This window comes from Streptomyces sp. NPDC051322, from assembly GCF_040689485.1.
GTDB lineage: Bacteria > Actinomycetota > Actinomycetes > Streptomycetales > Streptomycetaceae > Streptomyces.
In genome coordinates, this window is the sequence record NZ_JBFBAK010000013.1 from 77,496 (window position 1) to 99,760 (window position 22,265).

Below are 22,265 nucleotides of genomic sequence, written 5' to 3' on the forward strand. Positions count from 1 at the left end.
CGCTCGCGCTACTTGTCGATGTCGCCGACGACGAAGAAGAGCGACCCCAGGATCGCCACCATGTCGGCGACCAGCGTGCCCGGCAGCAGCTCGGTCAGCGCCTGGATGTTGTTGAACGACGCCGAGCGGAGCTTCAACCGGTACGGCGTCTTCTCGCCCTTGGACACCAGGTAGTAACCGTTGATCCCGAGCGGATTCTCGGTCCAGGCGTACGTGTGGCCCTCGGGGGCCTTGAGCACTTTCGGCAGCCGCTGGTTGATCGGCCCTGGAGGCAGCCCGGCCAGTCGGTCGAGGCAGGCGTCGGCCAGGTCGAGCGCATTGTGCGTCTGCCCGAGCAGCACCTCGAAGCGGGCCAGGCAGTCGCCCTCCGTACGGGTGACCACCTCGAGGGTGTCCTGCAGCTCGCCGTACGCGAGGTACGGCTCGTCGCGGCGCAGATCGAAGTCGACGCCCGAGCCGCGGGCGATGGGCCCGCTGACGCCGTACGCGTGCACCGCCTCCCGGGAGAGGACGCCCACGCCGCGGGTACGGCCGCGGAAGATCTCGTTGCCGAGGACCAGGTCGTCGTACACGTCCATCCGCGAACGGACATCGGCCACGGCGTCCCGCGCCCGGCCGAGCCAGCCCGCCGGGAGGTCCTCCTTGAGGCCGCCGACCCGGTTGAACATGTAGTGCATCCGGCCGCCGGACACCTCCTCCATCACCGTCTGGATCTCCTCCCGCTCGCGGAAGGCATGGAACACCGGGGTGATGCCGCCGAGTTCGAGGGGGTACGAGCCGAGGAACATCAGGTGGTTGAGCACCCGGTTCAGCTCGGCGAGCAGCGTACGCGTCCAGACGGCCCGCTCGGGCACCTCCATACCGAGCATGCGCTCGACAGCCATCACGACGCCCAGCTCGTTGGAGAAGGCGGAGAGCCAGTCGTGGCGGTTGGCCAGCATGATGATCTGGCGGTAGTCGCGGGCCTCGAAGAGTTTCTCGGCGCCGCGGTGCATGTAGCCGATGACCGGTTCGGCGTGCTGGACGCGTTCGCCGTCCAGGACCAGGCGCAGGCGGAGCACGCCGTGCGTCGAGGGGTGCTGGGGGCCGATGTTGAGCACCATGTCGGTGGTCTCCGCGGCACCGCCGATGCCGACCGTGGTCTCCGTCATACGGCCAGTATCCCTGACCGGGCCGGCAAGCATCGGGCCCCCACCCGCTGGAGCAGCCATCCGAAGTCCCCCAGCCCGCCCCGGCCCAGCAGCTCCGCCGCCTCACCCGCCGCCGACAGGGCGCGGACGTAGGCTGCCGGGTCCGAGGACGCCAGGGTCAGCGGTGGGCGGGCGCCGCTGACACCGAGGCGGCGCAGGGCGTCCCGCTGCGTCAGCAGCTCCGCACCCGGCAGCGCGCAGGCGTCCAGCGCCACATGCGCGGTGATGTCACAGCTGCCGTCCGGCACCGGCCGCACCTCCCGGCCGCCCCGGAACCCGGTGAGCGTGCCGAAGGGCGGGCGCGAGCCGTGCGTGTGGCTGTAGTCGGCGGCGACCGCCAGACCGACGTCGAGTGTGCCGACGGCCGCCGCCCACGCCTCGTCGCGCGGGCGGCCGATCTCCGCTCGGAGACCGGGCCCGCGCAGTGGCCACCAGCGGTCGAGCCAGGCCGCGTCCGCCCCGGTCACCGGCTCGGCCAGGCGTTCCGCGCCGTCCGAGGTCCGTACCTGGACGTAGCGCGCGGTACCCGCCTCATCCACTTCCGCGACGTCCACCGGCACGTTGTCCAGCCACTCGTTGGCGAAGAGCAGCCCCCGCACCCCGGCCGGCGGCGCCGCGCACCAGACGATCCGCTCGTCCAGGCCGGCCGGACGGGCCGCCCGCTCGACGGCGTACGCCCGTACCGGGAAGGACGCGGGGAGCGCGGCCAGTACCCCGGTCAGCAGCTCGCCGCGGCCCGCCCCCAGGTCGACCAGGGTCGGTTCCGGGAGGGAGAGACCGGTCAGCAGCCGGGCGACCGCGGAGGCGAAGAGCGGGGAGGCGTGCACCGAGGTACGGAAGTGTCCGGCCGGCCCCTCCGGGCGCAGATAGAAGCCGCCCGCCCCGTACAGCGCGGCCTCCGCCGCCTCACGCCACCCGCGCCACTCATCAGTCACGGGGGCAAGTCTCCACCTTGGGGAGTAGGCACCGGGTGACCGGATCGGCCCTTCGGTTGACCCAGGCACCTGTTCTCCTTCCCTACGCTGGGTTACGTGCAGCGCCTCTACGCCTTCATCCGCAGACACCCGACCTGGGTCGACAGCTTCTGGGCCGTCTTCCTCCTCGGGGTCTCCGGCGTGCAGTACGCGGCTGGGCCCGTCGGCGGGTCCGAGCACATCGCGGGCATCCCCGTCCTCATCGGCCTGTGCACCGCGGTCGCGCTGCGCCGGCGTGCGCCGGAGCGGATGCTGGTGCTCGTCGCGCTGATGGGCGTGGTGCAGCTGGCCCTCGACGTGAAACCGTCGCCTGCCGACTTCGCCATGCTGGTGCTGATCTACACCTGCGCCGCCGACGGGAAGCGCTGGGCCTCCCGGCTCGCCCTGGCCGGCGCGGTGTGCGCGGGCACGCTGGCGCAGGTGCGCTGGCCGTCCGAGGGGACCCAGAGCCGGCCGCAGGAGGTGTTCCTGGCGGTGGTGCTGACCGTGCCGTTCATTCTTGCCTGGGTGCTCGGCGACTCGATGCGTACCCGCCGCGCCTATCTCGCGCAGCTGGAGGAGCGGGCGGCCCGGCTGGAGAAGGAGCGCGAGGCCCAGGCCAAGGTGGCGGTCGCGGGGGAGCGGGCCCGGATCGCCAGGGAACTGCACGACGTCGTCGCCCACAACGTCTCGGTGATGGTGGTGCAGGCGGACGGCGCAGCCTACGTGCTGGACGCGGCGCCCGACCAGGCCAAACAGGCGCTGGAGACCATCTCGTCCACCGGCCGGCAGGCGCTGGCCGAGATGCGCAGACTGCTGGGCGTGCTGCGGACCGGTGACGCGCGGGAGAGCGGCGAGTACGTGCCGCAGCCCGATGTGGAGCAGATCAAGGAGCTGGTCGAGCACGTCAGGACGGCGGGCCTGGCGGTGGACTTCCAGGTCGAGGGGACGCCGCGCCCGCTGCCCAGTGGCGTCGAGCTCACCGCGTACCGCATCGTGCAGGAAGCCCTGACCAACTCCCGCAAGCACGGCGGTCCGGACGTGGGTGCCAGCGTGCGGCTGGTCTATTTCGACGACGGTCTCGGGCTGCTCGTCGAGGACGACGGCCGGGGCGCCGCCCACGAGCTGTACGAGGACGGCGGCGCGGACGGCCAGGGACACGGCCTGATCGGGATGCGGGAGCGCATCGGGATGGTCGGCGGGACGCTCGACGCGGGGCCCAGACCCGGTGGCGGGTTCCGGATCAGCGCACTGCTCCCGCTCAAGCCCGCCCACTAGCCTGTGCGGGCTGCCCGGCCCAACGGTCCGATCATCAGAAAGGAACAGGTACACGATGGCGATCCGCGTGATGCTCGTCGACGACCAGGTGCTGCTGCGCACCGGTTTCCGGATGGTGCTCGCCGCCCAGCCGGACATGGAGGTCGTCGCCGAGGCGGGCGACGGTGCGGAGGCCATCGACATCCTCCGGGCGACGGCGGTCGATGTGGTGCTGATGGACGTACGCATGCCGCGACTCGACGGCGTCGAGGCGACCCGGCAGATCTGCGCGCGGCCGGCGGCCCCCAAGGTGCTGATCCTGACCACCTTCGACCTGGACGAGTACGCCTTCTCCGGGCTGAAGGCCGGCGCCAGCGGCTTCATGCTCAAGGACGTGCCGCCGGGCGAACTGCTCGGTGCGATCCGCTCGGTGCACAGCGGCGACGCGGTGGTCGCCCCGTCCACGACCCGGCGACTGCTCGACCGTTTCTCGCCGATGCTGCCGAGCACGGTCGTCGACCCGGAGCACAAGGAGATCGAACGGCTCACCGAACGCGAGCGTGAGGTCATGCTGCTGGTCGCGCACGGCATGTCGAACGGCGAGATCGCGGCCCATCTGGTGCTGTCCGAGGCCACCGTGAAGACCCATGTCGGCCGCATCCTCACCAAACTCGAGCTGCGGGACCGGGTCCAGGTGGTGGTCATGGCCTACGAGACCGGCCTGGTGCGGGCCGGCGGCTCCGGATCGCACTGAGACGCTACGACGGAGCAGCCACGGAGAAGGTACGGGGAGGCCGAGGTCAGGCGCAGGGGCGGGCGGCGGAACCGCCCCGGGCCGCGGCGAGGATCCGCGTCAGCGCCCTGCGCAGCGGCCCCGGCCGCCGCCGGCGGGTGGCGCGGTGGTGATCCCGTATCTCCCGTACCGCGTCCCAGTCGTGGAGCCCGGGCATCGGCGGGGCGATCTCCCCGCGCTGAGCCGAGCGGTAGACATCGATCATGTGCTGCCGGTTCGCGTTCATGAGCTCACTCTGCGCACCGCGCCCGCCCGGTGGCGCGTCGTTTGACGAGGGCCGTCAATCGGCGGCCGCATTGTCGGTGGCGGCGGGCACCATGGGGCCATGAGCGTGCACATCGACATCACCGGCCTGCCGCCGGAGCGGATCGGCTTCGCGCTGTCGCCGCTGGCCGAACTGGGCAACGCGCTGCACGTGCTGGGCGAGCCGGGGCACCACCCGGGGCTGCACGGCTGGGCGACGGCGACGGCCGCCTCGCTCAAGCCGGACCTGGCGGATCGGCTCCACGAGGCGGACTTCCTCTGGCTCAGCACCTTCTCCGACATCTTCATGCCGTTCGCGGGTGTGCGCCGTGGCGGCGGCACCGGCCCCGGAACGACGCTCGCCGAGGACCTGGATCTGCTCGATCTGCTGCCGGACGCCGAATTCGTCGCGCTGGCCCTCGAGTTCACCTGCTCCGTCGCCTACGACAGGGGCGGCCCGTCCCCGCTCGTCGACACCGCGACGCGTGCCCGGGCGATGGATCTCGCGGCAGCGCGCGGGCCCAAGCAGTACGACTTCACCGAGCGGCTGCTGAACGACCCGGTCACCGTGCGGGCCTGGATCCGGCGCCTCTTCGAGGACTGCGACCAGGCGTTCTTCGGAGACACCTGGCGGCGGGTGCGGGTCCAGCTGGCCGCCGACGCCCGGCACAAGAGCGAGATCCTGCGGCACAAGGGCCTCGGCGATGCGATGGCGGAGGTCTCCGCCGCGCTCTCGCTGGACGGTTCGGGCACCCGTATCCGGGTCGACAAGCTGGCCGACGGCAGCACGACGGCGACGGGCTCACCTGCCGGGGACGGGCTCACCTTCGTCCCGTCCAGCTTCGGCTGGCCGCACCTGCTGGTGCTGCACCGCCCGGACTGGCGCCCGGTGATCCAGTATCCGGTCGCCGCCCCCGACCTGCCGTCACCGGCCTCCGTCGAGCTGCTGAAGCTGCGGCTGGAAGCACTCGCCCATCCGATGCGGCTGCGGCTGTGCCGGAGCCTGGCCCGCTCCGCGCAGACCACCGGCGAACTGGCCGACACCTACGGCATATCCGCCCCGGAGGTCTCCCGCCATCTGGCCGTGCTGAAGCGGGCCGGCCTGCTCACCACCAGGCGCCGCGGGCGGTATGTGCTGCACCAGCTGGACCTCACCGTGGTGGCCCGGCTCGGCAGTGACTTCCTGGAGGGGGTGCTGAGGTGACCGAGCCCCCGGCCGTCGGCCCGCGACGCGCAGCAGCAGCTCGAGCGCTTCCGGACTGCGGCGGAGCGCCTCACCGCCGGGGCGCGGGCCGTTCCGACTGCCGGGGTCACCCCACCCGCCGTACGAATTCCGCCACCGCTTCCACCACGTCCGCCGCGGTCCAGGACAACCCCGGCGCCGCCACGGTGACCTCCGTGACCGAGACCCCCGGCACCTCGCCCGACGAGTGGAACCGATGGAAAAGCCCCACGCCTGTCTCCTCCGCCTGAGTGACCGCCGCCTCCGACAGGACATCCGCCCCGTACGGCAGCCATACCTGGAACTGGTGGGTGTGCGGCACCTCCGGATTGACCCGGAACCACGGCACGCGGGCCGCCCGGAAGCCCTCCGTCAGCCCGGCGGCGACGACCTTCGCGTGAGCGACGTAGGACGGGAGCCGGGGCAGCTCGCGCTCCAGGCCGAGCAGTGCGGAGAGCGCGGCCGGGTACTGCTGGAAGACCTGCCCCCCGTACCGGTGCCGCCAGGTCCGGGCCTCGTCGACGAGGGTGGCGGGGCCGGCTAGCACCGCGCCGGACAGGCCGTCCAGCGACTTGTAGAAGGAGACGTAGACGCTGTCCGCGAGGGAGGCGATCTCCGCCAGCGGGCGGCCGAAATGAGGAGTGCACTCCCAGAGCCGCGCGCCGTCGAAGTGCACCACCGCGTCACGTTCCCTGGCCGCGTCGACGACTGCGGTCAGCTCGTCCCAGGTGGGCAGGACGAACCCGGCGTCGCGCAGCGGCAGCTCCAGCATCAGGGTGCCGAACGGCTCTTCGAAGTCGCGCACCTCGTCGGCGGTGGGCAGGCGGCGCTCGGACGTCGGATGGACGGTGCGCAGTCCGCTCACCGTCCCGAAGGCGCCCCGCTCGTGCAGCTCGGGATGGGCCAGCGGGTGCAGCGCCACCGTGCGGTTGCCGGTGCGCCCGGCCCAGCACCGCGCCGCGACCTGCTGGGCCATGGTGCCGGTGGGGAAGAAGGCGGCGGCGGGGAAACCGAGCAGCGAGGCCACCCGTCGCTCGAGCTCGGCGACGACACCGTCGCCGTAGATGTCGACCTGCTCGGTCAGGTCGTGGACCGAGCCGGCGTCCGCGGCCAGCGCTGCCAGCTGGTCGCCGAGCGTGGCGATCGCGGCGGGGCGGGACAGTACCCGCTCGGCCTGCCGCAGCGCGGCCGCCCGGCGCCGCCCCGCGTCCGGTGCGCTCCCTTCGATCCGTTCCCCTTCGCCCGGCTCGTTCCCGCTGTCGTCAGGATTCTTCGTCGCTTCATATGCCATCGCCATCGTCCGATCATCACGCACAGCCTGTGGACAGTCCGACCGGTCCCCCGATCGCTGGGCGTAGCATGACGGTGAAAACGTCCGGTACCCCTCGCGGACTGGAACGGAAGGCCGTCCCACGTGAACGCACCCGTAGAAAACCGCCCCGCGCGGCTCACCGTCGGCGTTGTCGGCGCGGGCCGGGTGGGCCCCGCGCTCGCCGCTTCGCTGCAGCTCGCCGGGCACCACCCGGTCGCCGCTTCCGGGGTGTCCGACGCCTCCGTGCGCCGGGCCGCCGTACTGCTGCCCGATGTGCCGCTGGTCACCCCCGCCGAGGTGCTGGCGCGCGCCGAGCTCGTACTGCTGACCGTCCCCGACGACGCCCTGCCGGCGCTCGTCGAAGGCCTCGCCGAGACCGGCGCGGTGCGGCCCGGGCAGTTGCTGGTGCACACCTCGGGCCGCTTCGGCACCAAGGTGCTCGACCCCGCGCTGCGCGCCGGCGCCCTGCCGCTCGCACTGCATCCCGCGATGACCTTCACCGGCACATCGGTGGACGTCCAGCGGCTGGCCGGCTGCTCCTTCGGGGTGACCGCGCCCGAAGAGCTGCGGCTCGCCGCCGAGGCGCTGGTCATCGAGATGGGCGGTGAACCCGAGTGGATCGCCGAGGAGTCCCGCCCGCTCTACCACGCGGCGCTCGCCCTGGGCGCGAACCACCTGGTCACACTGGTGGCCCAGTCGATGGAGCTGCTGCGCACGGCGGGCGTCGCGGCCCCCGACCGGATGCTCGGGCCGCTGCTGGGCGCGGCCCTCGACAACGCCCTCAGATCGGGTGACGCAGCGCTGACCGGGCCGGTCGCCCGCGGCGACGCGGGCACCGTCGCCGTGCACGTCGAGGAGCTGCGCAAACACGCCCCGCATGCCGTCCCCGGATACCTGGCGATGGCTCGCACGACCGCGGACCGGGCCCTGGCGCACGGCCTGCTCAAGGCCGAGCTGGCCGAGGACCTGCTGGGCGTCCTCGCGGACGGAGAACCCCGATGACCACCCTGCTGCACACCGCCGCCGAGCTGAACGCTCTGCCCCGCACCGGCAGACGCGCCGTCGTCATGACGATGGGCGCCCTGCACGACGGCCACGCGACCCTGATCCGTACGGCGCGGGAACGGGCGGGTGACGGCGGCCAGGTCGTCGTCACGGTCTTCGTCAACCCGCTCCAGTTCGGCGCGGGTGAAGACCTCGACCGGTACCCGCGCACCCTGGAGTCCGACCTCGCGGTCGCCGAACTGGCCGGCGCGGACGCGGTCTTCGCTCCGACAGTCGACGAGGTCTACCCGGGCAGTGGGGCCTCCCCAGCGAAGCGAGGGGAAGAGCCGCAGGTCCGCATCACCGCGGGACCCATGGGGGAGCGCTACGAAGGCGCGGCGCGCCCCGGGCACTTCGACGGCATGCTCACCGTCGTCGCGAAGCTGCTGCACCTGACCCGCCCGGATCTCGCGCTGTACGGGCAGAAGGACGCCCAGCAGCTCGCCCTGGTCCGGCGGATGGTGCGCGACCTGAACTTCCCGGTCGAGATCGTCGGCGTACCGACGGTCCGCGAACCGGACGGTCTGGCGCTGTCCAGCCGTAACCGGTTCCTGTCCACCGAGGACCGGGCCGCCGCGCTGACCCTCTCGCGCGCCCTCTCCGCGGGGCGCGCTGCCCGGCCCGCCACCCCCGCGGCCGTGCGTGCCGCGGCGCTGGCGGTGCTCGACGGCTCACCGCTCTCGCCCGACTATCTCGCACTGATCGACCCGTCCGACTTCACCGACGCCGCCGACGACTTCACCGGCGAAGCGATCCTCGCGGTGGCCGCCAAGGTCGGCGCGGTGCGGCTGATCGACAACATCCCGCTGACCCTCGGGGGACCCCAGTGACCGGAACCGGAATACGCCTGCACGCCCCCGCCCCCGGTTGGGCCGTCGACGCCGACGTGGTGATCGTCGGCTCCGGCGTCGCCGGCCTCACCGCCGCGCTGCGCTGCACCGCCGCCGGGCTGCGCACCGTGGTCGTCACCAAGGCCCGCCTCGACGACGGATCGACCCGCTGGGCCCAGGGCGGCATCGCCGCAGCGCTCGGCGAGGGCGACACACCCGAGCAGCATCTCGACGACACGCTGGTCGCGGGGGCCGGACTCTGCGACGAGCGCGCGGTACGCGCCCTGGTCACCGAGGGCCCCGACGCGGTACGCCGGCTCATCGCGACCGGCGCGCACTTCGACACGGACGAATCCGGCTCCATCGCGCTCACCCGCGAGGGCGGCCACCACCGGCGTCGTATCGCCCACGCGGGCGGCGACGCCACCGGCGCGGAGATCTCCCGTGCACTGGTCGACGCGGTGCGCGCGGCGGCCCTGCACACCGTGGAGAACGCCCTGGTGCTCGACCTCCTCACCGACGCCGAGGGACGCACGGCCGGCGTCACCCTGCACGTCATGGGGGAGGGGCAGCACGACGGGGTCGGCGCGGTCCGGGCACCGGCTGTCGTGCTGGCCACCGGCGGCATGGGCCAGGTCTTCTCGGCGACCACCAACCCGGCGGTCTCCACCGGTGACGGAGTGGCCCTCGCGCTGCGGGCGGGCGCCGAGATCTCGGACCTCGAATTCGTCCAGTTCCACCCCACGGTGCTCTTCCTCGGCGCGGACGCCGAAGGCCAGCAGCCGCTGGTCTCCGAAGCCGTACGCGGCGAGGGTGCTCACCTCGTCGACGCGGACGGCGTGCGCTTCATGGTCGGGCAGCACGAGCTGGCCGAGCTGGCCCCGCGCGACATCGTCGCCAAGGCCATCACCCGCCGGATGCAGGAGCACGGCACCGAGCACATGTATCTCGACGCCAGGCACTTCGGCGCGCAGATGTGGGAGACCCGTTTCCCGACGATCCTCGCCGCCTGCCGGAGCCACGGCATCGACCCGGTGACCCGGCCCATCCCAGTGGCGCCGGCCGCGCACTACGCCTCGGGCGGCGTCCGCACCGATCTGCACGGCCGCACCTCGGTCCCCGGACTGTACGCGTGCGGTGAGGTCGCCTGCACCGGGGTGCACGGCGCCAACCGGCTGGCGTCCAACTCCCTCCTGGAGGGCCTGGTCTTCGCGGAACGCATCGCCGACGACATCGCCCGCACCTCCGGGGCGCACCACGGAACGGCCGCTGCGGCGGTGCCGGCGACCGCAGCCGCGACCGCCCCAGCGCCCGCGACCGCCGGCCGTCCGCAGCAGGTCGTGCTGCCGCTGCTCGCGCCGGAGACCCGGATCCGTATCCAGCGGATCATGACGGCGGGCGCCGGCGTGCTGCGGTCGGCCGACAGCCTCACCGAGGCCGCCGCGCAGCTGGACGTCATCCGCCGGCACGCCGACAGCCGGGCCGGTACGGCGGAGCCCGAGGTCAAGCCCGCCGAGCCCGGGGTCGAGGCCTGGGAGACCACCAACCTGCTCTGCGTCGCCCGCGTCCTGGTGGCCGCCGCGCTGCGCCGCGAGGAGACCCGCGGCTGCCACTGGCGTGAGGACCACGCCGACCGCGACGACACCGACTGGCGGCGCCACCTCATCGTGCGGCTGCGCCCCGACCGCTCGCCGGACCTGCACACCACGCACAGTGCGAATTTTCCCCCGACCCTCCCTCAGCCTCACCAGGAGCAGTGACCGTGACCACCCCCGACCTCCCTCTCCTTCACACGGGCCCCGAGCCGGCCGGCGACGAAAGCCCCGGCGGCTGCGGCGACGGCTGCGGCTGCGGCGCGGAGTCGTCGTCCGCCGACGACGCGATGGAGTGCGGTCTCGACCCCGATCTCGCGCAGCTGCTCGCCGCATCCGGCCTCGACCCCGTACTGGTCGAGGACATCGCACACCTGGCGCTCGCCGAGGACCTCGACCACGGCGTGGACGTGACGAGCGTGGCGACCGTGCCCGCGCAGGCGGCGGCCACCGCCGACTTCACCGCGCGGGAGGCCGGCACCGTCGCCGGCCTGCGCATCGCCGAAGCGGTCCTCTCGATCGTCGCCACCGAGACCTTCGAGGTCGAGCGCCATGTCGAGGACGGCGCGCGGGTCGCCGCCGGTGAGAAGCTGCTCTCGGTCACCACCCGCACCCGCGATCTGCTCACCGCCGAGCGCAGCGCACTCAACCTGCTGTGCCGTCTTTCCGGCATCGCGACGGCCACCCGCGCCTGGGCCGACGCGCTCGAGGGCACCGGGGCCAAGGTGCGCGACACCCGCAAGACCACACCGGGGCTGCGCGCCCTGGAGAAGTACGCGGTCCGCTGCGGCGGCGGGGTCAACCACCGGATGTCCCTCTCCGACGCCGCTCTGGTCAAGGACAACCACGTGGTCGCCGCAGGCGGGGTGGCCGAAGCGTTCAGGCTGGTCCGCACCACGCTCCGGGAGATGGGCACGCCCGATCTGGCGATCGAGGTCGAGGTGGACACGCTCGCCCAGGTCACCGAGGTCCTCGAAGCGGGCGCCGACCTGATCCTGCTGGACAACTTCACCCCCGAGCAGACCGCCGAAGCGGTGGCGCTGGTCGCCGGCCGGGCCATGCTGGAGTCCTCCGGCCGGCTCACCCTGGACACCGCGCGCGCCTACGCCGACACCGGCGTCGACTACCTCGCGGTCGGCGCGCTCACGCACTCCGCGCCGGTGCTCGACATCGGACTCGACCTGCGCGAGGCGAAGTAATCCATGCTGCTCACCATCGACGTCGGCAACACCCACACGGTCCTCGGCCTGTTCGACGGCGAGGACATCGTGGAGCACTGGCGGATCTCCACGGACGCCCGCCGCACCGCCGACGAGCTGGCCGTGCTGCTGCAGGGACTGATGGGGACCCATCCGTTGCTCGGTGACGAACTGGGGGACGGTATCGAGGGCATCTCCATCTGCTCCACCGTCCCCTCCGTGCTGCACGAGCTGCGCGAGGTGACCCGCCGGTACTACGGCGATGTCCCCGCCGTGCTCGTCGAACCGGGCATCAAGACCGGGGTGCCGATCCTGATGGACAACCCGAAGGAGGTCGGCGCGGACCGCATCATCAACGCGGTCGCCGCCGTCGAGCTGTACGGCGGCCCCGCGGTCGTCGTCGACTTCGGCACCGCCACCACCTTCGACGCCGTCTCCGCACGCGGCGAGTACACCGGCGGCGTCATCGCCCCGGGCATCGAGATCTCGGTCGAGGCCCTCGGTGTGAAGGGTGCCCAGCTCCGCAAGATCGAGCTGGCCCGCCCGCGCAGCGTGATCGGCAAGAACACCGTGGAGGCCATGCAGTCCGGCATCATCTACGGATTCGCCGGACAGGTCGACGGGGTGGTGACCCGGATGGCCCGCGAGCTCGCCGAGGACCCCGAGGACGTCACGGTCATCGCCACCGGCGGCCTCGCCCCGATGGTGCTCAACGAGTCCTCGGTCATCGACGAGCACGAGCCCTGGCTGACGCTGATCGGGCTGCGCCTGGTGTACGAGCGGAACATCGCGCGGATGTGAGGCAGCCGGCTGCGGGGCCGCGGAACGCGTTCTCGCCGCGCCGCAGCCGGTGCATTAAGACGATATTGCCCCTTTAGTACGTATCGTCATCGCATGCCCACGCCCTATGGATCCCGAGGCGGCATGGCGTTCAGCGCGGATGAGCTGCGTGTGCTCCGACGCGCCCTCGCCATCGCCCTCAACCCGACCCCCGTCGCCGAAGAGGACGTCCAGGACTGTCTGCGTCTGGCTGAATCCGTGGACGAGGCCATCAGGGAGGCGGAGCGGCTGCGCGCCTTCCTCCTCGCCGACCTCGCCCGCTACCGCGACGCCCTGCCCGGTGCGGCCGCCGGCTACACCGAGCTGCTCCAGGACGCCCTGGCGGCCGGCTACGAGCCCCGCACCGAAGACCTGGCCGCGCTGCGCACCCTGCGCACCACGGCGACCGGCGACGCGCTGCTGCGCCGCTGCCGGGCGCTGGCCGAGCAGGCGTTGCGCGCCCGGCTGGCCGGACAGGTCGTCGGGCCCCGCCGACGGCCCCGCCTGCTCGCGCTGCCCGGCAGCCGTAAGGCCAACGACCCCGCGGGCCCGCGAAAGCCGTCACCGGGCGGAAATCCGGCGCCGCCGCAACCGGCGCCCAAGCCGTCCGAAGTGTTTCCGCCGCGCCGGAAGCCGGTGCCGCCCCCGGAGCGGCATGCGGTGGCGGGGTAGCTATTCTGTCCGTATGGACTATGTTTCCGCGCTTGTGCCCCCCGTGGTGATGGCTGTCTTCTTCACCATCCTCGTCCGGACGATCGTGAAGTCCCAGGGCGGTCCGAACAAGGCCAAGGAAGACGCGGCGGTGGACGAGGTGCTGGCCCGCGCCGAGGCCGCGAGCCAGACACCGCACGGCAGCAGCGCCTGACGGCGGGCGTTCCGGCGGCAGGCGCTCCGGTGGCAGCAAGGGAAGGGCGTACGGCTTATTTCAAGCCGTACGCCCTTATTCTGTGTTAATAGTCTTCCTTTCGGGACATCTCGACTATGGTGCTGGTGTGCCCCGTCAATTGGGAGACCTGGAAGACGCCGTCATGACACGCGTCTGGGAGTGGAACCGCCCGGTCACCGTCCGGGAAGTCCTGGAAGACCTCAAGCAGGAGCGTTCCATCGCCTACACCACCGTCATGACGGTATTGGACAATCTCCATCAGAAGGGCTGGGTGCGCAGGGAAGTGGAAGGGCGCGCCTATCGATATAGGGCGGTCTCCACCCGCGCCGCCTACTCGGCCGCACTGATGAACGAAGCCTGGTCGACAAGTGACAACTCGGCCGCGGCACTTGTCGCATTCTTCGGCATGATGTCGCCCGAGCAGCGCGATGCGCTCCGTGACGCTTTGCGCATCGTTCAGGGCGATGCGGACCGCGATGACCGGGACCTGGAGGCGGGGCGATAGCGTCCCCGGTATGCCAGCAAAAGCCCTCACCGTCCGCCGCGCCAGGACCAGCGATGTGCCCTCCGTGCGCCGTCTCCTCGACGCCTACGCACGCGAGCGGATCCTGCTCGACAAAGCAACCGTGACGCTTTACGAGGACATCCAGGAGTTCTGGGTCGCCGAACGCGACGAGGACGCCAGGGTGGTGGGATGCGGCGCGCTCCATGTGATGTGGGAAGACCTCGCCGAAGTACGCACGCTCGCGGTGGACGCGGCGTTCAAGGGATCCGGCGTCGGACACCAAGTTCTTGACAAGTTGTTGCAGACCGCGCGTTGGATCGGTGTGCGCCGGGTATTCTGCTTGACCTTCGAAGTCGACTTCTTCGCGAAGCACGGCTTCACCGAGATCGGTGAGACGCCGGTCGACGGAGATGTCTACAGCGAGCTGCTGCGTTCCTATGACGAGGGAGTCGCCGAGTTCCTCGGTCTCGAACGAGTGAAGCCGAACACCTTGGGCAACAGCCGGATGCTTCTGCACCTGTGATCGTGGCAAGCGACCGGAACCCTATGTCCGAATCGCGCATGTTTCCCGCGTTCTTGCGTCCCTGAACCTCTGTCGGGGGTTTGTGTTTTCCGGGGAAAAGCGGTTTCCTTTCGGCGTACTGCATTTTCGATGAAAGGAAATCCGGTGGCACAGAAGGTTCAGGTCCTTCTTGTCGATGACCTCGACGGCGGCGAGGCGGACGAGACCGTGACGTTCGCTCTGGACGGCAAGACTTACGAGATCGACCTCACCACCGCGAACGCGGACAAGCTCCGCGGTCTGCTGGAGCCGTACGCCAAGAACGGCCGGCGCACCGGTGGCCGGGCGGCGGGCGGCCGCGGCAAGGCCCGTATCGCGGTCGGCGGCAACAAGGACACTGCCGAGATCCGCAAGTGGGCCAAGGAGAACGGCTACAACGTGAATGACCGAGGCCGGGTGCCGGCGGACATTCGTGAGGCTTACGAGAAGGCCAACGGCTGATTTCGTTGCCTTCCGGGGGGCGCCCCCCGGAAAGCCGCTGCCCTCCGCACCATCCGGGCCCGGTGGCATTCCGTCGCCGCCACGTCCACCAGCCGCACCAGATCGGGAGCGCCACCGCGCTGCCCGACCCCGCTGAACACGGGCAGGTCGGGCTCCACCTCTCGTCCCGGTTCAGGGGGCCGCAGCCAGCAGGCGGCCCCCTGCGCGCCGCCCGGACCGGGAGGCGCCGGGGCGTCGATCCTGCCGTGCGCACCGATGGCGGTCAGATCGAGTGCGATCCCGCCCCACTCCAACCAGTCGAGCAGCCCGGGCAGCTCCTCCGCGCCGCCCGCCGCCACCAGCAGCTGCATCCGGCGCCCGGTGAGCGCCACGGGACCGGTGCGGGGCACCCGCCGCAGCAGCGCGAGACCGGCATCGGCGGGCAGCTCGAGGACGTCGAACCGGGATCCGGTCAGCAACTGCAGCGGCGGCCCGATCGCCGTGGCCCAGCCGAGCCCGGTCTCGTACCACTGGACGGTGCCGTCGAGCGGCAGCCGTGGGGACGGAACGGTGAAGGCCATGACCTGAGCAACTCCCCGTTCCCCGGTTGGTTACGTACCGTCTCCGTATGATTGCGTTCCGTTGATGCACAAGGGGCGCACGGATGCGTTCAGAGGCGCGATGGTGTTCGCCCGTAGCTGAGGGAAACCGCGCGCGCCGCATGGATTGTCGGTGCTTGCGGGTAAGACATACCTAGTGGGGAGGGGCGAGACGCGGCCCGAGCGGTCTCACGTTCGCCATCGGCGTACTGGAGAGAGGGGTATCTGCTTGGCCTGCGGGAACATCGTCTCGCACCATCGGGTTGGAGCAGTTGTCGGCTGTTCGGGCCGAAGGCCTCCCCGTCGACGCGGGGGTGATCCGGACGGATGTCGGCAGTTGGAATGAGCTGTCCCGTCCTGCGGGACTAGCATGCGGAAGGATAGTGAGGGGACCGACCCTTTACTGCCCGACCGCTCTGAGGAGCGATTAACGATGTTCGAGAGGTTCACCGACCGCGCGCGGCGGGTTGTCGTCCTGGCTCAGGAAGAAGCCCGGATGCTCAACCACAACTACATCGGCACCGAGCACATCCTCCTGGGCCTTATCCACGAGGGTGAGGGTGTCGCCGCTAAGGCCCTGGAGAGCCTCGGGATTTCGCTCGAGGCGGTCCGCCAGCAGGTGGAGGAGATCATCGGCCAGGGGCAGCAGGCCCCGTCAGGCCACATCCCCTTCACCCCTCGTGCCAAGAAGGTCCTGGAGCTGTCGCTCCGCGAGGCTCTTCAGCTCGGCCACAACTACATCGGTACGGAGCACATCCTGCTCGGCCTGATCCGCGAGGGCGAGGGCGTCGCAGCCCAGGTCCTGGTGAAGCTGGGCGCCGATCTGAACCGGGTGCGGCAGCAGGTCATCCAGCTGCTCTCCGGTTACCAGGGCAAGGAGACGGCCGCCGCCGGCGGCCCGGCCGAGGGCACCCCCTCGACCTCGCTCGTCCTGGACCAGTTCGGCCGCAACCTCACCCAGGCGGCCCGCGAATCCAAACTCGACCCGGTCATCGGGCGCGAGAAGGAGATCGAGCGGGTCATGCAGGTGCTGTCGCGCCGTACCAAGAACAACCCGGTCCTCATCGGCGAGCCCGGCGTCGGAAAGACGGCGGTCGTCGAAGGACTGGCGCAGGCCATCGTCAAGGGCGAGGTGCCCGAGACCCTCAAGGACAAGCACCTCTACACCCTCGACCTCGGCGCGCTCGTCGCAGGTTCCCGCTACCGCGGTGACTTCGAGGAGCGGCTGAAGAAGGTGCTCAAGGAGATCCGCACCCGCGGCGACATCATCCTGTTCATCGACGAGCTCCACACCCTGGTGGGTGCGGGCGCCGCCGAGGGCGCGATTGATGCGGCTTCCATCCTGAAGCCGATGCTCGCCCGGGGTGAGCTCCAGACCATCGGCGCCACCACGCTCGACGAGTACCGCAAGCACCTCGAGAAGGACGCGGCCCTCGAGCGCCGCTTCCAGCCGATCCAGGTGGCGGAGCCTTCGCTCCCGCACACCATCGAGATCCTCAAGGGCCTGCGGGACCGCTACGAGGCCCACCACCGTGTCTCCATCACGGACGAGGCCCTGGTGCAGGCCGCCACCCTGGCGGACCGGTACATCTCGGACCGCTTCCTGCCGGACAAGGCGATCGACCTGATCGACGAGGCCGGTTCCCGGATGCGCATCCGCCGGATGACCGCGCCGCCGGACCTCCGCGAGTTCGACGAGAAGATCGCGAACGTCCGCCGCGACAAGGAGTCGGCCATCGACTCCCAGGACTTCGAGAAGGCAGCTTCGCTCCGCGACAAGGAGAAGCAGCTGCTGGCGGCGAAGGCCAAGCGGGAGAAGGAGTGGAAGGCCGGTGACATGGATGTCGTCGCCGAGGTCGACGGCGAGCTGATCGCCGAGGTGCTGGCCACGGCCACGGGCATCCCGGTCTTCAAGCTCACCGAGGAGGAGTCCTCCCGGCTGCTCCGCATGGAGGACGAGCTGCACAAGCGCGTCATCGGCCAGAAGGACGCCATCAAGGCCCTCTCGCAGGCCATCCGCCGTACGCGGGCCGGCCTCAAGGACCCGAAGCGCCCCGGTGGCTCGTTCATCTTCGCCGGCCCGTCCGGTGTCGGTAAGACCGAGCTCTCCAAGACGCTCGCCGAATTCCTCTTCGGCGACGAGGACGCGCTGATCGCTCTCGACATGTCGGAGTTCAGCGAGAAGCACACGGTTTCCCGTCTCTTCGGTTCTCCCCCCGGTTACGTGGGTTACGAAGAGGGCGGCCAGCTCACCGAGAAGGTGCGCCGGAAGCCGTTCTCCGTCGTTCTCTTCGACGAGGTGGAGAAGGCCCACCCCGATATCTTCAATTCCCTGCTGCAGATTCTGGAGGACGGTCGGCTGACCGACTCCCAGGGCCGGGTGGTGGACTTCAAGAACACGGTCATCATCATGACGACCAACCTCGGGACCCGGGACATCTCCAAGGGCTTCAACCTGGGCTTCGCCGCCCAGGGCGACGTCAAGACCGGTTACGACCGGATGAAGGCCAAGGTCAACGACGAGCTGAAGCAGCACTTCCGCCCGGAGTTCCTGAACCGTGTCGACGACACGGTGGTCTTCCACCAGCTGACCGAGGAAGACATCATCCAGATCGTCGACCTCATGCTCAACAAGGTGGACGAGCGGCTCAAGGACCGTGACATGGGCATCGAGCTCAGCGCGGATGCCAAGTCGCTGCTCGCCAAGAAGGGCTACGACCCGGTCATGGGCGCCCGGCCGCTGCGCCGGACGATCCAGCGCGAGATCGAGGACATCCTCTCCGAGAAGATCCTCTTCGGTGAGCTGCGCCCCGGTCACATCGTGGTCGTCGGCACCGAGGGCGAGGGCGAGGCCAAGGCCTTCACCTTCCGCGGTGAGGAGAAGTCGGCACTGCCGGACCTCCCGCCGATCGAGCAGGCCGCGGGCGGCGCAGGCCCGAACCTGTCGAAGGAAGCCTGACAGCCGAAGGCTGAGCAGCACTGATCAGAAGGGCGGCCCCGGAACCGGTTCTCACCGGTCCGGGGCCGCCCTTCTGCGTGCCCGCGGCCTTTACCGGGGTGGCGAAGAGTTTCCGGTAGCAGAGCGGCGGTGCGGCGCCCGATGAGGTGCAGCGGGGCCGAGACGTCGTGCGTGCCGTGCACGACCACGGCGGGGATGTCGATCTTCGCCGGCTCGGGGGCGAGGTTCAGGGTGACCAGCAGGTCTCCCATGGCGGTGGCGGCGCGGGCGGTGGCACCGGCGCAGCGGTCGGCCATGTGCCGCACATAGGCCGCGGAGAGCGCGTCGCCCGGCCGCTGGAGAGCGAAGAACGCCTCGGCGCCGTCGGCGAAGACAGTGCGATGCGCGCCCCCCGTCCGCTGCCGTGCCGACCGAGCATCCGCTCGGGGAAAGGGGGCGCCGGCTCCGCGGGAATGGCGCTGCGCGTGCCTGCTCCGGCCGTGCCGCACCCGGGGGCCGTACGTCCCGAAACGGACAGGCGAAGGACCCTCGCCGGTGACAAGGCCCACATGCGTTTTGCGGCCTACTACCGGGCATAGGGTTCCGGCTCCGCCCTGCGCAGGGCCTTCCGCACGGGGATGCCCGGGACTTTGGGCCCTATGGGGGTAATCCCCCCGTTTGCCGCTGCTTCATAGCTTTCAACTGCGGCTAAACACATCCGGACAGATCGGTTCGGATGGTTTCGAACTCTGCCAAGAGGCGTATTTCCCCAGGCATTCCTACGACGCAATGTCGTAGATGGGCGTTTTGGGGGTTAGGTGCCGACCGGGTTACCAATGTGTGGTCAGCCCGGCCTGTGCGGCTGGGTCCTCTTATGTCCGGAGTTGTTGCACGTATGCAGAAGCACACCACGTCCCGCCTGTCCCGCCGCTTCCCGCTTCGTACTCGCGCCGCGGTTCTGACCGCCGGGTTCGGAGTCTCGGTCGCGATGGGCGCCGGGGTTGCGGTTGCTGCCGACGCACACCAGGCCTCCGTTGTAGCGGGGACCTCGTCCGTCGCAAGCGCAGTGAGCAAGCAGGCCAGCGCCCAGGGCAAGGCCGCCGACCACGCGGCGAAGGCCGCCGCGGCAGCCAAGGCGAAGGCCGCGAAGGCCGCCAACGCCTGGGTCGCGCCGCTCGACCACATAGTGATCGGCGAGCCGTTCGGCGAGGCCGGCCACATGTGGTCCCACAAGCACTCGGGCCAGGACTTCATCTGCGGCACCGGTACCGCGGTGAAGGCCGTGCACAAGGGCACCGTCGTGAAGGCCGGTCCCAACGGCGGCGGTGACGGTCCCGCGTACGGCAACGCGATCGTGATCGAGCACAACGGCCACACGTACTCGCAGTACGCGCACCTCTCGGAGATCGACGTGCACATCGGCCAGACGGTGAAGACCGGTCAGGTCATCGCGAAGTCGGGCGCCACCGGGAACGTGACCGGGCCGCACCTGCACTTCGAGATCCGCACCACGCCGAACTACGGTTCCGGCTACAACCCGATGCCCTTCCTGAAGGCGCACCACGTCACCCTGTGACGGAATCCCTGACCGCGTCCAGATGGGCCTGAGTCATCAGCTCGGTGGCGACCTCGAGAACAGCCTTGCGCTTCTCTCCGGGGTCGCCTTCGACGTCTCTCAGGGCGAAGTTCCCCGCATGCATGGTGAACAGCGCGGAGAAGCAGCGGACCTGGTCGGCCATCGACGCGTCGGGGGCCCTGACCAGGTCGAGCAGGAGCAGCATCCGGTCCTTGAAATTCTCCCCGACGCTCAGCTCGCGCACCGTCCCCTGGTTCTCCTGCATGAAGCGGAAGAGCGGCTCGGAGCCGGTGAGCGCGTCGCTGTAGCGGCGCAGGACTTCCTTCTTCGTCTCCAGGGTGCGGGGCTGCGTCTGCCCCCAGGCGATCACCTCGTCGATCGGCGCCGAGAGGTCATGGAAGAGGCTGATCAGGATGTCTTCCTTGGTCTTGAAGTGGTAGTACAGCGCCGCCTTCGTGACCTCGAGCCGTTCCGCGATCTCGCGCAGGGACGTCTTCTCGTATCCCTGCTCGACGAAGAGCTCCAGCGCCACATCCTGGATGCGCTGACGGGTGTTGCCTCTGGTGCCCATGGTGCTCTCCCGAGAGAAACTTACTTGACGCCCGGCTAGTTACAGCCTACCTTTCTTCAGTGTAGTCAACTAGCCGGGCGTCAAGTAAGTACAGGGTGGGCGCCGGGTAAGTGCAAGGGGAGTGTGGGGAACGTGTCGGAGACCGGAGAAGTGGCGCAGGCCACGGCGGGGGCGAAAGCCGAGCCACAGCCACGCAGTGTCCGGGTGGTGCTGTTCGCGCTGATGATCGCGATGCTGCTCGCGATGCTCGACAACATGATCGTCAATACCGCGATGCCGACCATCGTCGGCGAGCTCGGCGGACTGGAACATCTGTCCTGGGTGGTGACCGCGTACACGCTGGCGACCGCGGCCTCGACCCCGATCTGGGGCAAGGTGGGGGACATGTACGGGCGCAAGGGCGCCTTCCTCGCCTCCATCGTGATCTTCCTGATCGGCTCGGCGCTGAGCGGTATGGCGCAGGACATGGGCCAGCTGATCGGCTTCCGCGCCATCCAGGGTCTGGGCGCGGGCGGTCTGATGGTCGGTGTCATGGCGATCATCGGCGACCTGATCCCGCCGCGTGAGCGCGGCAAGTACCAGGGCATGATGGCCGGCGTCATGGCGGTCGCGATGATCGGCGGGCCGCTGGTCGGCGGCGCCATCACCGACCACCTCGGCTGGCGCTGGACCTTCTACATCAACCTGCCGCTGGGCGCGGTCGCGCTCGCCATGGTCACCACCGTGCTGCACCTGCCGAAGAAGCGGGCGCGTGGCCGGATCGACTATCTGGGCGCCGCGCTGCTCACCGTGGGCATCATCTCGATCGTCCTGGTCACCACCTGGGGCGGCACGCAGTACGACTGGACATCGGCGATCGTCATGGAGCTGATCTTCGTCGGCGTCGCCGCGCTGATCGGTTTCGTCTTCTGGGAGACCAAGGCGGCCGAGCCCATCGTGCCGCTGCACATCTTCCGCAGCCGGAACTTCACGCTGATGTCGATCATCGGCTTCCTGACCGGCTTCGTGATGTTCGGCGCGATGCTCTTCCTGCCGCTGTTCCAGCAGTCGGTGCAGGGCGCTTCCGCGACCAACTCCGGTCTGCTGCTCATGCCCATGCTGCTGGCGATGATGGCCGTCTCGCTGGTCGCCGGCCGGGTCACCACCACCACCGGCAAGTACAAGATCTTCCCGATCATGGGCGGCGTACTGATGTCCGTCGGCCTCTACCTGCTCTCGACGATGGACGTCGACACGTCGCGGCTGATGACCGGCGTGTACATGGCCGTGGTCGGCGCCGGTATGGGCTTCCTGATGCAGATCACCATGCTGGTCGCCCAGAACAGCGTCGAGATGAAGGACATGGGCGTCGCCTCCTCGTCCACGACCCTCTTCCGTACCCTCGGCTCCTCCTTCGGTGTTTCGATCATGGGTGCGCTCTTCACCAGCAAGGTGCAGGACGAGATGGCCCAGCGGATGGGCAAGGGCGTCTCGCTGCCCTCGGCGCAGCTGGACGCGGCGAGCCTGGCCAGGCTGCCGGAGAAGGTCAGGGACGCCTACCAGTACGCGGTGGCCGCCGGCACGCACGGCGGGTTCCTGCTGGGAGCGGTGGCCGGACTCGCCGTCATCGTGGCCGCGGTCTTCGTCAAGGAGGTGGCGCTGCGGGGCGGGAGCGCACCGACCTCCTCGGCGCAGGACGAGGTGAAGACGGTCGAGACCGTCTGATCCGTCGGTCCCTCCTTCCGGGCGCATCAAGGCCCTGGACGCGTACGAGC

23 protein-coding genes are annotated in these 22,265 nt (G+C 70.2%); 17 read left to right on the forward strand and 6 right to left on the reverse strand.

Features of this window, described 5'->3' with window-relative positions; genetic code table 11:
- Positions 1 to 8: 8 nt before the first annotated feature.
- Both AB0436_RS26750 and AB0436_RS26755 read right to left on the reverse strand, forming a co-directional pair.
- Positions 9 to 1,151: an NADH-quinone oxidoreductase subunit D gene (locus AB0436_RS26750; protein ID WP_366470491.1), complete on the reverse strand. Its 1,143-nt coding sequence runs from the start codon at positions 1,149 to 1,151 to the stop codon at positions 9 to 11.
- Positions 1,148 to 2,125: an SAM-dependent methyltransferase gene (locus AB0436_RS26755; protein ID WP_366470492.1), complete on the reverse strand. Its 978-nt coding sequence runs from the start codon at positions 2,123 to 2,125 to the stop codon at positions 1,148 to 1,150. Before AB0436_RS26755 ends, AB0436_RS26750 begins: the two co-directional genes overlap by 4 nt.
- Positions 2,126 to 2,221: 96 nt before the next feature.
- Here AB0436_RS26755 and AB0436_RS26760 point away from each other — a divergent pair, with 96 nt between their 5' ends.
- Together AB0436_RS26760 and AB0436_RS26765 are read left to right on the forward strand one after the other, a co-directional pair.
- Positions 2,222 to 3,421, forward strand: a complete 1,200-nt coding sequence (locus tag AB0436_RS26760; protein WP_366470493.1) for a sensor histidine kinase — start codon at positions 2,222 to 2,224, stop codon at positions 3,419 to 3,421.
- A gap of 55 nt (positions 3,422 to 3,476) precedes the next feature.
- Positions 3,477 to 4,154 carry a response regulator transcription factor gene (locus tag AB0436_RS26765; protein ID WP_366470494.1) on the forward strand — a complete coding sequence of 226 codons (678 nt, stop codon included), beginning with the start codon at positions 3,477 to 3,479 and terminating at the stop codon, positions 4,152 to 4,154.
- Positions 4,155 to 4,200: 46 nt separating this feature from the next.
- Here the strand turns inward: AB0436_RS26765 and AB0436_RS26770 are convergent, their stop codons facing one another.
- Positions 4,201 to 4,419: a hypothetical protein gene (locus AB0436_RS26770; RefSeq protein ID WP_366470495.1), complete on the reverse strand. Its 219-nt coding sequence runs from the start codon at positions 4,417 to 4,419 to the stop codon at positions 4,201 to 4,203.
- A 105-nt stretch (positions 4,420 to 4,524) separates the two neighbouring features.
- On the opposite strand from AB0436_RS26770, the gene AB0436_RS26775 reads away from it, so the two are divergent.
- Positions 4,525 to 5,640, forward strand: a complete 1,116-nt coding sequence (locus tag AB0436_RS26775; protein WP_366470540.1) for a DUF5937 family protein — start codon at positions 4,525 to 4,527, stop codon at positions 5,638 to 5,640.
- A 106-nt stretch (positions 5,641 to 5,746) separates the two neighbouring features.
- Here the strand turns inward: AB0436_RS26775 and AB0436_RS26780 are convergent, their stop codons facing one another.
- A complete protein-coding gene (locus tag AB0436_RS26780) occupies positions 5,747 to 6,955 on the reverse strand; it encodes a beta-eliminating lyase-related protein (RefSeq protein WP_366470496.1) in 1,209 nt (402 codons plus the stop codon).
- 117 nt (positions 6,956 to 7,072) lie between these two features.
- On the opposite strand from AB0436_RS26780, the gene AB0436_RS26785 reads away from it, so the two are divergent.
- The 10 genes from AB0436_RS26785 (at position 7,073) to AB0436_RS26830 (ending at position 14,848) form a co-directional block, all read left to right on the forward strand.
- Positions 7,073 to 7,972: a DUF2520 domain-containing protein gene (locus tag AB0436_RS26785; protein ID WP_366470497.1), complete on the forward strand. Its 900-nt coding sequence runs from the start codon at positions 7,073 to 7,075 to the stop codon at positions 7,970 to 7,972.
- Entirely contained in the window at positions 7,969 to 8,844 is an 876-nt protein-coding gene (panC, locus tag AB0436_RS26790; protein WP_366470498.1) for a pantoate--beta-alanine ligase, read from the forward strand. Before AB0436_RS26785 ends, panC begins: the two co-directional genes overlap by 4 nt.
- Positions 8,841 to 10,604, forward strand: coding sequence for an L-aspartate oxidase (locus tag AB0436_RS26795; protein WP_366470499.1), 1,764 nt, complete (start codon positions 8,841 to 8,843; stop codon positions 10,602 to 10,604). The genes panC and AB0436_RS26795 overlap by 4 nt, the downstream gene beginning before the upstream one ends.
- 2 nt (positions 10,605 to 10,606) lie before the next feature.
- Complete coding sequence (gene nadC / locus AB0436_RS26800; RefSeq protein WP_366470500.1) at positions 10,607 to 11,635, forward strand: carboxylating nicotinate-nucleotide diphosphorylase; 1,029 nt, start codon at positions 10,607 to 10,609, stop codon at positions 11,633 to 11,635.
- 3 nt (positions 11,636 to 11,638) lie between these two features.
- On the forward strand, positions 11,639 to 12,436 hold the full coding sequence (locus AB0436_RS26805) for a type III pantothenate kinase (protein WP_366470501.1): 798 nt from the start codon (positions 11,639 to 11,641) through the stop codon (positions 12,434 to 12,436).
- 123 nt (positions 12,437 to 12,559) lie between these two features.
- Positions 12,560 to 13,126 carry a hypothetical protein gene (locus AB0436_RS26810; RefSeq protein ID WP_366470541.1) on the forward strand — a complete coding sequence of 189 codons (567 nt, stop codon included), beginning with the start codon at positions 12,560 to 12,562 and terminating at the stop codon, positions 13,124 to 13,126.
- Positions 13,127 to 13,139: 13 nt separating this feature from the next.
- Positions 13,140 to 13,319, forward strand: a complete 180-nt coding sequence (locus tag AB0436_RS26815; protein ID WP_366470502.1) for a hypothetical protein — start codon at positions 13,140 to 13,142, stop codon at positions 13,317 to 13,319.
- Between the two features lie 127 nt (positions 13,320 to 13,446).
- Positions 13,447 to 13,845 (forward strand): BlaI/MecI/CopY family transcriptional regulator, encoded by a 399-nt coding sequence (locus AB0436_RS26820; RefSeq protein ID WP_366470503.1) that lies wholly within the window; start codon positions 13,447 to 13,449, stop codon positions 13,843 to 13,845.
- Positions 13,846 to 13,855: 10 nt separating this feature from the next.
- Positions 13,856 to 14,368 carry an amino-acid N-acetyltransferase gene (locus AB0436_RS26825; protein WP_366470504.1) on the forward strand — a complete coding sequence of 171 codons (513 nt, stop codon included), beginning with the start codon at positions 13,856 to 13,858 and terminating at the stop codon, positions 14,366 to 14,368.
- A gap of 144 nt (positions 14,369 to 14,512) precedes the next feature.
- Positions 14,513 to 14,848, forward strand: a complete 336-nt coding sequence (locus AB0436_RS26830; RefSeq protein ID WP_365858407.1) for an Lsr2 family protein — start codon at positions 14,513 to 14,515, stop codon at positions 14,846 to 14,848.
- Here the strand turns inward: AB0436_RS26830 and AB0436_RS26835 are convergent.
- Positions 14,827 to 15,408 carry an SCO3374 family protein gene (locus AB0436_RS26835; protein WP_366470505.1) on the reverse strand — a complete coding sequence of 194 codons (582 nt, stop codon included), beginning with the start codon at positions 15,406 to 15,408 and terminating at the stop codon, positions 14,827 to 14,829. The genes AB0436_RS26830 and AB0436_RS26835 overlap by 22 nt on opposite strands.
- Positions 15,409 to 15,859: 451 nt before the next feature.
- Between AB0436_RS26835 and AB0436_RS26840 the strand changes: the two genes are divergently transcribed.
- The 3 genes from AB0436_RS26840 (at position 15,860) to AB0436_RS26850 (ending at position 19,940) form a co-directional block, all read left to right on the forward strand.
- The gene (locus tag AB0436_RS26840) at positions 15,860 to 18,385 is read left to right on the forward strand and encodes an ATP-dependent Clp protease ATP-binding subunit (RefSeq protein WP_366470506.1); all 2,526 of its coding nucleotides are present in this window, start codon (positions 15,860 to 15,862) and stop codon (positions 18,383 to 18,385) included.
- A gap of 167 nt (positions 18,386 to 18,552) precedes the next feature.
- On the forward strand, positions 18,553 to 18,963 hold the full coding sequence (locus tag AB0436_RS26845) for a hypothetical protein (RefSeq protein WP_366470507.1): 411 nt from the start codon (positions 18,553 to 18,555) through the stop codon (positions 18,961 to 18,963).
- 296 nt (positions 18,964 to 19,259) lie between these two features.
- Positions 19,260 to 19,940, forward strand: coding sequence for a M23 family metallopeptidase (locus AB0436_RS26850; protein ID WP_366470508.1), 681 nt, complete (start codon positions 19,260 to 19,262; stop codon positions 19,938 to 19,940).
- Here the strand turns inward: AB0436_RS26850 and AB0436_RS26855 are convergent.
- Positions 19,930 to 20,511, reverse strand: a complete 582-nt coding sequence (locus AB0436_RS26855; RefSeq protein ID WP_366470509.1) for a helix-turn-helix domain-containing protein — start codon at positions 20,509 to 20,511, stop codon at positions 19,930 to 19,932. The genes AB0436_RS26850 and AB0436_RS26855 overlap by 11 nt on opposite strands.
- 132 nt (positions 20,512 to 20,643) lie before the next feature.
- Between AB0436_RS26855 and AB0436_RS26860 the strand changes: the two genes are divergently transcribed.
- Entirely contained in the window at positions 20,644 to 22,215 is a 1,572-nt protein-coding gene (locus tag AB0436_RS26860) for an MDR family MFS transporter (protein WP_366470510.1), read from the forward strand.
- Positions 22,216 to 22,265 lie beyond the last annotated feature (50 nt).